General features: G+C 62.3%; 11 protein-coding genes. 5 read left to right on the top strand and 6 right to left on the bottom strand.

All coding sequences use genetic code 11. The features are described 5' to 3' along the window. Positions 1-250 precede the first annotated feature (250 nt). The 3 genes from JQ586_RS22765 to dctP are packed head-to-tail and all read right to left on the bottom strand — an operon-like array spanning position 251 to position 3,179. Positions 251-1,531, bottom strand: coding sequence for a TRAP transporter large permease (locus JQ586_RS22765; protein ID WP_212396850.1), 1,281 nt, complete (start codon positions 1,529-1,531; stop codon positions 251-253). Positions 1,532-1,564: 33 nt separating this feature from the next. Further along, on the bottom strand, positions 1,565-2,143 hold the full coding sequence (locus JQ586_RS22760; protein ID WP_212396849.1) for a TRAP transporter small permease: 579 nt from the start codon (positions 2,141-2,143) through the stop codon (positions 1,565-1,567). 1 nt (position 2,144) lies between these two features. Then, positions 2,145-3,179, bottom strand: coding sequence for a TRAP transporter substrate-binding protein DctP (gene dctP, locus JQ586_RS22755; protein WP_212396848.1), 1,035 nt, complete (start codon positions 3,177-3,179; stop codon positions 2,145-2,147). Positions 3,180-3,503: 324 nt separating this feature from the next. Between dctP and JQ586_RS22750 the strand changes: the two genes are divergently transcribed. From JQ586_RS22750 to JQ586_RS22730, 5 genes are all read left to right on the top strand, one after another. Beyond that, positions 3,504-4,637, top strand: coding sequence for a sugar ABC transporter substrate-binding protein (locus JQ586_RS22750; protein WP_212396847.1), 1,134 nt, complete (start codon positions 3,504-3,506; stop codon positions 4,635-4,637). A gap of 66 nt (positions 4,638-4,703) precedes the next feature. Beyond that, positions 4,704-6,251 carry a sugar ABC transporter ATP-binding protein gene (locus tag JQ586_RS22745; protein ID WP_212396846.1) on the top strand — a complete coding sequence of 516 codons (1,548 nt, stop codon included), beginning with the start codon at positions 4,704-4,706 and terminating at the stop codon, positions 6,249-6,251. Beyond that, positions 6,244-7,356: an ABC transporter permease gene (locus tag JQ586_RS22740; protein WP_212396845.1), complete on the top strand. Its 1,113-nt coding sequence runs from the start codon at positions 6,244-6,246 to the stop codon at positions 7,354-7,356. Before JQ586_RS22745 ends, JQ586_RS22740 begins: the two co-directional genes overlap by 8 nt. Continuing rightward, positions 7,353-8,312 (top strand): ABC transporter permease, encoded by a 960-nt coding sequence (locus JQ586_RS22735; protein ID WP_212396844.1) that lies wholly within the window; start codon positions 7,353-7,355, stop codon positions 8,310-8,312. Before JQ586_RS22740 ends, JQ586_RS22735 begins: the two co-directional genes overlap by 4 nt. Positions 8,313-8,353: 41 nt before the next feature. After that, complete coding sequence (locus JQ586_RS22730) at positions 8,354-9,253, top strand: SMP-30/gluconolactonase/LRE family protein (RefSeq protein ID WP_212396843.1); 900 nt, start codon at positions 8,354-8,356, stop codon at positions 9,251-9,253. A 52-nt stretch (positions 9,254-9,305) separates the two neighbouring features. Here the strand turns inward: JQ586_RS22730 and JQ586_RS22725 are convergent, their stop codons facing one another. The 3 genes from JQ586_RS22725 to JQ586_RS22715 all read right to left on the bottom strand — a co-directional run bounded on the left by JQ586_RS22725 (position 9,306) and on the right by JQ586_RS22715 (position 12,774). Continuing rightward, positions 9,306-10,622 (bottom strand): MFS transporter, encoded by a 1,317-nt coding sequence (locus tag JQ586_RS22725; RefSeq protein ID WP_212396842.1) that lies wholly within the window; start codon positions 10,620-10,622, stop codon positions 9,306-9,308. Positions 10,623-10,840: 218 nt separating this feature from the next. Further along, a complete protein-coding gene (locus JQ586_RS22720) occupies positions 10,841-11,947 on the bottom strand; it encodes an ABC transporter ATP-binding protein (protein ID WP_212396841.1) in 1,107 nt (368 codons plus the stop codon). An 11-nt stretch (positions 11,948-11,958) separates the two neighbouring features. Then, entirely contained in the window at positions 11,959-12,774 is an 816-nt protein-coding gene (locus tag JQ586_RS22715; protein ID WP_249147966.1) for a substrate-binding domain-containing protein, read from the bottom strand. Position 12,775 lies beyond the last annotated feature (1 nt).

The raw sequence follows: 12,775 nt of genomic DNA, 5'->3' as shown, positions 1-12,775 counted from the left end.
ACACCCGAAGGCGAACGTCGCAAGTGCGATTGTCTTTGGATTTCTCGTCACGACTTATCCTCCAATCCAGCGTTCCTGGCGTGTCTGGTTTGGAGGCCGTGGCCCCGGAGACGCTTGATCTGGATCAAGGTTTGGTGCCCTGCCCGATCAAAATGACCACGCGCGAGCCTTCGAGATCGACCGTCAACCGTCAAGTCCCGTCCGCGAGTTCAAGGCATTACCGATGATGGTCCAGCTCACTGCGCATCAGCTAGTCTCCGTAGACCGCGTGCGGCAGCCACATCGTCAGCGCGGGCACGTAGGTGATGATCATCAGGACGATCAAAAGCAGGATCAGGAACGGCAATACGCCGCGGATGACCTCGCCGATGGGGGCGCGCGAGATCGTCGACAGCACGAACAGATTGAGTCCGACCGGAGGATGCACCAGCGCGATCTCCATATTATGCGTGAAGATAATGGAGAAGTGAACGGGATCCACGCCCAGCGCAGGCAGGACCGGCGCCAACAACGGCAGCACCAACAGCAGCGTCGCGATGACCTCAAGAAAACAGCCCAGCACGAGCAGCAAGACATTGATGGCCAACAAGAACTGCCAGGTGGCCAGATGGCGCGCCAACACCCATTTGACGAGTTCGGCCGGAACGCCCGAGGCTGTCATCCAGTGACCGAATGCCAGCGCCGCAGCGACGATCAACATGATCGCGCCGGCACTCTTGAGTGCGTCCGCAACGACCCACAAGGTTTCCGACCAGTGAAAGCCCCGGTAATAGACGAGGCTGACGGCCAGCGACACCACCGCGGCGATCGCGGCGGCCTCGGTCACCGTCACGATGCCGCCATAGATGCCGATGAGCACGATGACCGGCACGATGAGGGCCGGTATTGCTCTCATCGTCACGCGAAGGCGCTCGGCCCAGGGAAGTTTCGGTTCGACCGGGAATTTCCGTCGCCGCGCGTCATACCAGACCCAGCAGAAGAACACTGTCGCCTGCAACAGACCGGGCAACAGGCCGGCAAGGAACAGACGGGGCACCGACTGTTCGGCAACGATGCCGTAAAGGATGAGCGCCAGCGAGGGCGGGATCACGATGCCGATCGTGCCGGAGGCGCCGACCACGCCCAGTGCGAAGCTGCGCGGATATCCCTTCTCGATCATCGCCGGCAGTAGAATCGTTCCCATTGCCAGCGCAGTCGCAACCGACGAGCCCGATATCGCCGCAAACAGCGTACAGGCCACGACCGTGACGAGCCCGAGGGACCCCCTGATGCCGCCGAGCCAGGCAGCGGAGACGTCAACCAGCGCTTTGGCAACGCCGCCGTGGCGCATGAAGGTGGCCGCCATCACGAACAGCGGCAACGACATCAATGTCGGTGAATTCAGGTGATCGATGACGATCTGGGCGACGCCGACCAATGGCTCGCCGGAGGCGACATAGAGGACGGCCGCACACAGCCCAAGTACCAGGAAAATCGGCATTCCGAGCGCCAGAAGGCCGAAGAACAGCAAGAGCAACAGGACCACCGACATGACTGCTACCGCGCCCCGCCTGCTCCAATGTCCCTAATCGGCTCCAGGCGGCAAAGCACCTGTCACACCGGCTCGTTCGTGCTCGGGGATATGTCCGACGGACATTATCTCGGGATCGAAGGCGAACAGGTAGCGGTAAAGCCTTGCGAGATAGCGCCCGGTCATCAGCAGCGCTCCGGTCGGGATTGCCGCAGAATAAAGCCACATCGGAAACTGCAGATCCGACGAGCTGCGCTCGTCCAATTGCCAGGAGGTGGCAACGATGCTCCAGCCGTACCAGGCAAGCCCGACGCAGAACACCAGCGCGGCGATGCAATTGAGCACCTCAATCCAGCGCTGGACGCGCGGCGAGACGGCTCGGAGCACGAGGTCCGGCCGCACATGGCCGTCCGTTCGCACCAGTTGCGACGCCGCAAGCATGATGCCCCAGACGATCAGGTAGACGATCACCTCCTCGGCCCAGGAGATCGCATAGCGCGGCGCGATATAGCGGCCGGCGACCTGTACGAGGCCGACGAGCATCGCCGCCAGCCCGAGCAGGCCGATCATGAACCGCTCGACCTTGTCCCACCATGTGTCTTGCAGGAACCGTCTGCTGTCGGGGGAAGCCATCTCAGCTGTGACTGCCGACTGCATCGCTCACGAGCTTGACGATATCGGCCGAAAGCTTGGCATCGCGGATCAGATCAGCTTGCGCCTCGACCATGCGCTTGCGGTCAGCCGCGATTTGGTCCGGCGAAGGATCGCCGAAGGTGACACCATGCGACTTCATCGTCTCGCGCGCGTCGGCTTGCGATTTCGCCGACATTGCCCGGTAGCGTTCGACGTTCTCGGCCCAGATATCGCGCATCAGCTTTCGGTCGGGCTCGCCGAGCTTGGACCAGAATGCGTCGCTGACCATGGGGATGTAATTGGCGAAGAACTGGTGGTCGGCGTAGGAATATTTCACTCCGGCGTCCCATAGTTTGGCCGAGGTGCAGCTTTCGTCCGAGCTTACGAATCCGTCGAACGTCCCTTGCGACAGGGCAAGCGGGACGTTCGGCCATGGCGTCACGTTGGGGATGGCATGCACGAAGCCGATGCGCCAGGAAATGCCTGCGCCACCGGGGCTGCGGATCTTCAGGCCGTTGAAGTCCGCGAGCGTCCGAATCTCCTTTTTCGTCGTGTACCAATTCTCGTTGCCGAGATCGAGCCAGTGGCCGAGAATGTGCGAGCGCACCTTGGCCTCGATCTGCTTTTCGACGAGTTCGCCCGGAGGGCCGTCCGTGCAGCGGTGAACGACGTCAGCCGGCTGGCCGTAGAGAGCTGGCAGCTGGGCGTAGTCCGCATCGGGCACGAGCCCGGTGATGGTCCAGGTGCCGGGTGCGGCCATGTCGACCTGGCCCTGGATCAGGGCCTTGCTCACATTGAGATCGGCGAAGAGCTGGCCGGAGTGGAAGACTTCCGACTTGATCTTGCCCCTGCTCGCCTCGTCCAGCTTGGCGAGGTAATCGACAATCGCCTGATTGCGGGGATGACTGGGCGCGGTATCGAGAGAGCAGCGCAGCTTGATGGTGTCGTCCGCCCGCGCTTTGCGCATCAGGTAAGGCGTCGCGAACGCCCCCGCGACGCTGCCCATGAAGACACGCCGATTCCATCTCGAAATCATTGCTCTCCTCCCGATGCTCTTTCTTGGTGTTTTTCATTGATATATCTCGGAACGATTGCGCCGGCGGCGTCGATTTGCAACGAAATTCAGGCGCCACGGCCTTCGTCCATTAGGCCAAAGAGCCTTTACCACATGGTGGCATTTTGCTGCAGCGCGGCCGATCGGCTTGCCCCAAGACTTGCTTTGGCGTGAGCAGAGATATCGCGCGCCTCGGCTTGTGCGCATCGCAGGTTGCGTGTCAATCTGGCCCGCAGGTGCACGGGACGCTCAACTCCCGGCACGGCGATCGGATCGGGAAACAAAAAAGCTCAGGGAGGAGACAACATGAAAACGTGGACGCGTAGCCTTGCGACGCTTGCCTGCGCCGGCTTGCTTGTATCAGCGACAAATGCCTGGGCGGGCCCGAAGATCGTCTCCGGCCCGGGCGCCGACCCGGCCTGCTTCAAGCCCTGGTCCAATCAGACCAAGTTCTTCCAGTGGGACAAGAAACCCGGCCCCTACAAAATAGCCCTCGTCAACGGCTTCGTCGGCAACACCTGGCGCATCCAGATGGTGAAGACCGCCAAGGCTTTCGCGGAGCAGCCGGGTATCAAGGAGCACATCAAGGAGTTCAAGGTCGTCTCGACCGGGACCGATGTTGCGGCGCAACTCGGCGCCATGGAGGACTTCATCAATCAAGGCTTCGACGCCATCGTGACCATTGCGGTGGCACCCGACGGGTTCGACCGCATCATTCGTCTCGCGGACAAGAACAATGTCGTGGTGGTCCCCTTCGACAACATCCTCGACACCGACAAGGTGATGATGGTCAACGAGGACCAGAAGGAAATGGGCCGCGCCTCGGCGAAATGGCTGATTGATGAAATGGGCAAGAAGGCCGGCGATATCCTCGAGGTGCGCGGCCTGCCCGGCAATTCGGTCGACCGCGACCGCCATCTCGGCTTCCGCGAAATCATGGAAGCTTCCGGCAACAAGTTCAACATCACGGAGGTGGTGGGCAATTGGGATACCGGCACCTCCCAAAAGGTGACCGCCGATGCACTTGCCGTTCACGGCCATTTCGACGGCATCTTCACGCAAGGCGGCTCCGACGGCACCGTCCAGGCGTTGATGGCCGCCAAGCACCCCTTCGTACCGATGTCGGGTGAAGGCGAGAACGAGTACCGCAAGCAGATCGCCGACCACTGGAAGGACGGCCTCAAGGGCATGTCGTACGGGCAATCGCCGGCGCTCGTTGCCATCGCTACCAAAGCAGCCATCTCGGCGCTGCAGGGCAACGTCATGCCGCAGCTCATCTCGATCCCGATCCCGGTCGCCACTTACAAGGACCTCAAGCCGGGTACGAATTACTGGCCCGACCTCAACGCGAACTTCTTTGCCCCGAACCAGTTCACCCCGTGCGGCGTGAATTTCACGGCACCCGAGATCATGGCGCAGAGCGAAAAGAACACCCAGTGAGCGCCACGACCAACCTCCAGTCACGGCCTGGCGTCCGCCAGGCCGTCGCGGGGTGAAGTCCGCGCCATGCAGGATACCGTCCCGACGCAGTCCGCTTTCCTCACGTTAGCCGGCATTTCCAAGCGTTATGCCGGCGTGCGTGCGCTCGACGGCATCGAATTTGCCTGCGAGCGCGGCAAGATCCATGCCGTGCTGGGTGAAAATGGTGCGGGCAAGTCGACGCTGATCAAGATCATCGCCGGCGTGGTCCAGCCCGATGCCGGCACCATGTGCCTTGCCGGCAACCAGGTCAGCTTCGCCACACCGTCGGCCGCCAACGCGGCCGGCGTCGTCTGTATCTTCCAAGAGTTGTCGTTGATGCCCGACCTTTCCGTCGCGGACAATATCTCGATCGCTTCACCGCCGCGACGCTTCGGCCTCATTGACGCCAGGGCGCAACGCCGCCGTGCTGAAGAGCTGCTGGCCGAGATAGGCTGCGAGGACGTCAACCCGCTGATGCGCGTTCGCGATCTGCCGCTGTCGCGGCGGCAGGTGGTCGAGATCGCGAAGGCGCTCGGCAAGAGGCCGCAGCTCCTGATCCTCGACGAGGCCACCTCGGCCCTCACCAGCGCCGATGTGGAGAAGGTCTATGCGATGCTTGCGCGGCTCAAAGCCGAAGGAGTCGCCATCCTCTACATCTCTCACCGCATGCACGAGGTTGAGGCACTCGCGGACCGGGCGTCGGTGTTTCGAAACGGACGCCATATCGAGACGTTCGACAAGGGCGCACGCTCGACCGCCGACATCGTTCAGCTGATGATCGGTCGCGATATCGCCGCCCAGTATCCTGCAAGACCGGCCCGCAAACCGATGACGCCGGTGCTGGCACTTGAGAATCTGTCCTGGGAGAAGCATCTCGATCGCATCTCGCTTTCCGTGGGCACCGGCGAGATCGTCGGCCTCGGCGGCCTCGATGGACAGGGCCAGAAGTCGCTGTTGCTCGCCTTGTTCGGCGTGCTGCGCGGTGTCACCGGGCGCATCATGATCGACGCGCGCGAAGCACGGCTCGGCTCGCCTGCGGCGGCGAAGTCGGCCGGCGTCGCGCTCGTGCCCGAGGACCGCAAGACCGAAGGATTGATGCTGCCGATGTCGATCACCGACAATCTGACGATCGCATCGCTTGGCGCCATCTCGACCGGGCCTTTCGTCGACCGCGCCAAGGAAAGCACGGCGGTCGAGCGCAGCATCGCGCGGCTGCAGGTCAAGATCGGCGCGCCGGGCGATGCGGTGTCGACCCTGTCGGGCGGCAACCAGCAGAAGGTGGTGCTCGCCAAATGGTTGATGACCGAGCCGCGCATCATCCTGCTGAACGACCCGACGCGCGGCATCGACGTCGGCACCAAGCAGGAGCTGTACCGACTGATGCGCGAGCTTGCCGATCAGGGCGCCGCAATCCTGTTCTATTCAACCGATTATGACGAGCTGATCGGCTGCTGCGACCGGGTCGCGATCATGTATGATGGTCGCATCGTGCGGGAGCTCGAAGGCGACGAACTCACCGAGACCAATATCATCGCGAGTTCCCTCAACGTCCATACCGAAACGCCGGCCACTGCCGGGACCGCCCATGCTTGATGACCTCGCCATCAGGGTGCGCCAGAACATTGGCCTCCTCACCGCCATCCTGCTGTTCTGCATCCTCTACCTGCTCTACAACTTGACGCACCCGAAAGGCTTCTCCTCGGCCGTGCTGGTGCAGAACGGGAACGAGATATTTGCGCTCGCCATGCTGGCCATGGCGCAAACTGTACCTGTGCTCGCATCCGGACTTGATCTCTCGGTCGGCGCCGTGATGACCATGGTGGGCTGCTTTGCGAGCTACCTGTTGGCCGGAGCGGTCGGCGGCACGCCGTTGCATCTTGATATCTTCGGCCTGCAACTCGGCCTCGGTACCTTTCCGGGTGGCACGAGCGGCATCCTGCTCGGATTGGCCGCATGCGCTGTGATCGGACTCATCGCCGGGTTCGTCAATGGCTGCATCGTCGTTTATGGACGCATCCAACCGATCATTGCCACCCTGGCAACGGGCGCGGTCTATATCGGCATCGCGCTGTTCCTGCGCCCGACGCCAGGCGGCAAGATAGACGAAGATCTCAATTGGGCGCTGACCAACTCGCTCGGCGACTTCGCCGCCACGGTACACATCTTCAACGATGGATCGGCAACCTGGTTCAGCCCTATAGCCTGGATCCCCGTGCCGTTCGTGCTGCTCGTACTGATTGCGCTCCTCGTATGGGTGCCGTTCCGACGTTCGGTGCTCGGCCGCGCCGTCTACGCAGTCGGTTCGGCCGAGGGAGCGGCCTACATGTCCGGACTTCCGATCGCGCGCGCCAAGATTGCCGCGTTCACGCTGGCCGGCTTCTTTGCCGGCTGCGGCGGGCTGTTTCTCGCCATCCAGACCTCGTCGGGCAACGCGGATATTCCGCAGGCCGGCGCCTATACGCTCAACTCGATCGCCTCCGTCGTTATCGGAGGAACCTCGCTGCTTGGCGGCACCGGAAGTGCGATCGGCTCGATCTTCGGTGCCATGATCTTGCGGGTGATATCCTTCTTCTTCCGCATCTTCGATATTGCCCCCTTGCTGCAGCCGTTGTTCGAGGGCCTGATCCTGCTGATCGCCGTCAGCATCGGGGCGCTCGGCGTGCTGCGCGTCAAGAACACGCTGGAGCTCTTCCGATGACGACGGTGACGCTCGGCCTGTCACGAGACGACCGCCCTATCCTGATTGCCGCCCTGTTCATCTTCGTCATCCTGGTGGCGGGCACCGTCTATACGTTCGCCCGTTTCGGCAGCGCCCCGCTGCTGTCGCCGACCTACCTGCTGCAGCAACTGCAGGTAGGAGCCTTTCTCGGCATCGTGTCGGCCGGAATGATGGTCGTCATTCTGATCGCCCAGATCGATCTGTCGGTGCCCTGGACGCTTGCAGCGGCTGCCATGATGGCCACGTCGATCGGCGGGCCCCTCGCCATCCCCGTCGGGCTCGGCGTCGGCCTCCTGGTCGGCATCATCAACGGAATCGGGGTCGCCTATCTGCGCGTGCCTTCGATGATCTTCACGTTAGGAGTCAATGCGGTGATGCGCGGGCTGATGGTGGCGCATACAGGCGGCTATGCGCCGCAGACGACCGCGACCGAGCTGATGCGGACGCTCGCTGGCGATCGCACGCTCGGCATCCCCAACGCATTGTTCGTCTGGGCGGCGGTGTCGGTGCTGGTGGCTGTCATCCTGCAGCGCACGCCACTCGGCCGTTACATCTATGCCATAGGCAACAGGGAGTCAGCGGCGTATCTCGCCGGCATCGATACTCGCCGCGTCACCGTCATCTGCTTCGCGCTGTGTGGCCTCGCTGCCGCTCTCACCGGCGTGCTGCTCGCCGGCTATTCCACCAAGGCCTACCAGGGAATGGGCGACACCTATCTGCTGCCCTCGATCGCTGCGGTCGTGATCGGTGGTACGAACATCCTGGGTGGCCGTGGTCGCTATCTCGGGACCCTCGTCGGCGTCGTGCTGATCGTGCTCCTCAACAGCGTGCTTTCGATCATGGAGATGCCCGAGGCCGGGAGGCAGGTGATCTACGGCCTCGTCATCATCCTGATGCTGCTCGTCTACGGGCGTGGCGAACGCGTCACCAGCTAAGCCAGAGAGGCGTGGCTCGAACCATCAAAGAAGGAGGAAGAATGCTCCCCTACGTCATCCACGATCAGCGATTTTCGAATCTTGTGTTCGGTCACGTCAACCTCGAGAAGCTGGCGAGCGGATGCCGCTGGGCCGAGGGGCCTGCATATTTTGCCGCGGGTCGGTACCTGATCTGGTCCGACATTCCCAACAACCGGATGATGCGTTTCGACGAGACGGACGCATCCGTATCGGTGTTCCGAAATCCCAGCTTCAATTCCAACGGCAATACCGTCGACCGTGACGGGCGGTTGATCAGCTGCGAGCATCTCATGCGGCGCGTCACGCGCACCGAGCACGACGGATCGATCACGGTCGTTGCGGATCGATTTGACGGTCATCGCTTGAATTCGCCCAACGACGTCGTGGTCAAATCGGATGGCTCGATCTGGTTTTCCGACCCGACCTACGGCATCGACAGCGACTATGAGGGGCTGCAAGCCAAGTCGGAGATCGGGGCCTCCAACGTCTACCGGATCGATGGCGCGACCGGCAAAGTTTCCCTTGTCGTGTCCGGACGGGTAAAGCCCAATGGACTGGCCTTCTCGCCGGACGAAACGCTGCTTTATGTCGCCGATACCGGCGCGACCCATGTCAGCGGACTTCCCGCAACAATCTGGTCGTACAAGGTCGACGGACAGACGGTTGGCGATGCATCGCTGTTTGCAACCTGTCCGGACGGACTCTATGACGGCTTTCGCTGCGACATTCACGGCAACATTTGGACGTCGGCGGGCCGCAGCGTCTTTTGCTATTCGCCGGATGGGACGCATCTGGGCACGATCCCGATCGGAGAGATCGTCGCGAATGTCTGTTTCGGCGGACCTCGCCGCAACAGGCTCTACATCTGCGGGCAAACCTCGCTATATTCGATCTATCTGAATACGCGGGCAGCCGTTTAGGTTGGACACGCAATCGCACGACACGCACGTCGTGGCGTACAGCGGTGCAGGATCAGTGCACCGCGCTGGCCGCCGTGGAGTCCGACGGCACTTGCTGCCTGGCGAGCGTTACCACCAGCACGAACCCGATCGCAGAGAGGCCGGCGAGCGGCAACAAGCCGAGCGCAAAGCTTCCGGTGGCGTCCTTGATCGTGCCGAGCAGGTAGCTGCCGAAAAACCCGCCGAGATTGCCGATCGCGTTGATCTGGGCGATCGCCGCCGCAGCTACGCCCGGCGACATCCACTCGGTCGATAGCGCCCAGAACGGCCCCTTCATGATGTAGGTCGCGGTCACGGCCACGCAGAGAATAACGATCGTCGGCGCCAGCGCGCCGGAGAGGCCTGCCATCGCAAGGCTTGCCGCAAGCAACGCCAGCGGAATCGCGGTGTGCCATTTGCGTTCGCCGGTGCGGTCTGAATTGCGCCCCCAGAGCAGCATCAGTACCGATGCCACACCGAACGGGATCGAGTTCAGGAGACCCGTCTGGATATCGGTCAAGCCGAACGACTTGATGATCTGCGGTTGCCAGAGGGACAGGCACTGGCTCGCGCCAGACGCGCCGGCGTAGATCAGGGATGCCGCCAGCACATATTTGTTGGAGAAGATCTCCCACAGCGACAGATGCCCGACCTTGGCTTTTGGTGACGAGTTTTCCCGCGCGAGCCGGGTAGCAAGCCAGCGTTGTTGCTCCTCGCTCAGCCACGGTGCGCGTCCCGGCCGGTCGGCCAGATAGAAGAACGCGACGATACCGAGAATGACGGCGGGAGCCGCCTCGAGTATGAACATCCACTGCCAGCCGTGGAGGCCCAGCAGACCGTCGAACTGGAGCAGGCTCGCCGAGATCGGTGAGCCAAAGAAGCTCGAGAGGGGGATCGCCACCATGAACAGCGCGACGATCCGACCGCGGTAGTCGGCGGGAAACCAGTAAGTCAGGTACAGGATCACGCCGGGAAAGAAGCCAGCCTCCGCAGCGCCGAGCAGCAGGCGAACCGCATAGAACGAATTGGGGCCGACCACGAGCGCCATGCAGGCAGAGACGAGGCCCCACGACACCATGATGCGGGCGATCCAGATCTTCGCGCCAACCTTCGCCATCGCGAGATTGCTCGGCACCTCGAACAACACATAGGTGATGTAGAACAAGCCCCCGCCAAGGCCGAAGGCAGCGGCCGACAGCCCGATATCGTTGTTCATCTGCAGGGCAGCGAAGCCCACATTGACCCGGTCGACAAAGGCAATGAAATAGCAAAACATCAGGAAGGGAACGATGCGCCACGTGACGCGCTTCATCGTCGTGGATTCGAGCTCCTCTTCCGGTGTCTGCGCCATCAATGTTCCTCCGTCAGCCTGTCTGGCTGCTTGATTTCGACCGGAAGATGCACGGACAATACGCAATCTTCGACCTCGTACGGCATCTGAGCTTACCTTGCCGCGTTTGGCAACGCCGCCGGTTCCGACTCGAGGTTGATCGTCCTGCGACGGCACGGTCAAGCATTTCGATTCCCTCTATAGGATTCCGGTGCGCGTCGCGGCCATGACCAGGCGGCCTATGGCAAGCCGCTCCTGGATGAATTGACGGCATTCAGGACGTTCCTGCCCGATGCCGCATCGAATATATGGGCGCGCTCCGCATTCACCCTGAGCTTGATTTGCGAACCGGGGGCCGGTCGCTGATCCGGCCGCACCCGCGCCGTCATTGAGGTACCGAAGGCGCTGGTAAAGACGAGCGTGTCCGAGCCAAGCGGTTCGACCACTTCGACAGTTGCCGGCAGATCCACCCATCCCGGGGGAAGAGTGCCTGCGGCAATATCGACGTCCTCGGGGCGAATACCGAAAACGACGTTGCCGCCGGTGCCGCCTGCTCCCTGGCGCCGAACGACTTCTCCCTCTCCCAGCTGTAGCGTATCCGCGTCGACGGCGCGCGCAGGCAGGAAGTTCATGGTGGGCGCCCCGATGAAACCGGCCACGAACAGGCTTGCCGGCGCGTGATAGACCTCGTCGGGCGACCCGGTCTGTTCGATATGCCCTCCGTTCATCACGACCACACGATCGGCAAGCGTCATGGCCTCGATCTGGTCGTGCGTGACGAAGACCGTGGTGACGCCGAGCCGCTGATGCAGCTTCTTCATCTCAACCCGCATGGCGCCGCGGAGCTTCGCATCGAGATTTGACAGAGGTTCGTCGAAGAGAAAGACCTGCGGCTTGCGGACGATCGCGCGCCCCATGGCGACCCGCTGACGCTGACCGCCGGACAACTGCTTGGGCCGACGGCCGAGATACGGCGTGAGGCCAAGGATTTCCGCAGCGTCGCGCACACGGGCGTCGATCTGCTTGCGCGGCATTTTCCGATACAGAAGTGAAAACGCCATGTTGTCGTAGACGGACAGATGCGGGTAGAGAGCGTAATCCTGAAACACCATTGCAATATCGCGATCACGCGGCGCGGTTTCATTGACGTTGCGCCCGCCGATCAGGATCTCACCATCAGAAACCTCTTCGAGACCCGCGAGCATGCGCAACGTGGTCGACTTGCCACAGCCGGAGGGTCCGACCAGCACGATGAATTCGCCATCATCGATCGACAGATCGATGCCGTGAACGACTTCGATTGTACCGTAGCGCTTGATGAGTTTACGGAACTCTACCGTTGCCATACCACCCCGCTTCACGTGCTCTCGCGCGGCACGAGCTCGACGCCAAGGTCGAAGCTGCCGCCGCCATCGGTCGTTCCTTCGAGCCGACCGCGCAGCAGCTTCGCGATCTGCAGGCCGATCTCGCGACCGGGCGGCCGCACGGTTGTCAGAGGCGGCTCGCAGGCGGCTGCGAACTCAAGATCGCCGAATCCGCAAATCTTCAAATCGCCGGGGACGGCGAGGCCAAGTCGCCCAGCCTCGAACAGCGCACCCAGCGCAATCATGTCATTGCTGCAGAACACGGCATCGATTCCCGGATTGCGCGCCAGCAGTTCCTTCAGCCCGGTGGCGCCCCCTATTGCACTGGCCCGCTCGGGCAAGTGGACTTCGATCGGCGCATCGTAGCCCGACTGCACAGCAGCCTCGACAAAGCCGGTGCGCCGATCCGCGGTCCGGTAATCCTTATCCATGTAGGCGCCGATGAAGCCGAGCTGCCGCGCGCCGCGCCTGGCAAGATGCTGAAGGACGATCTGCCCAACGGAACGATGAGAGAAGCCGACGATCATGTCGATGGGATGATCGGAGAGCTCCCACATTTCCAGCACGGGAATCTGGCTCGACAGCAGGGCCCCCACGGTCTCGCTTTGATGACGGCGGCCGGTCAGGACCATCGCGGCCGGAGACCACGCGAGGAAGGACGACACGAGCTGCCGTTCCGTCTCCGCCGAATAGCCGGTGTTGCCGAGCAACAACTGATAGCCGCTACCGGCCATACCTTGTTCGAGTGCCTCGATCGTTGCCGCAAAGAAGGAGTTGATGATCGACGGAATGATCACGCCGATTGTCATA

Origin of the sequence: Bradyrhizobium jicamae (assembly GCF_018130215.1) — a bacterium.
GTDB classification, from domain to species: Bacteria; Pseudomonadota; Alphaproteobacteria; order Rhizobiales; family Xanthobacteraceae; genus Bradyrhizobium; species Bradyrhizobium jicamae_A.
Note: the sequence above shows the minus strand (reverse complement) of the source record. Positions and strands in the feature narration are given on the sequence as shown.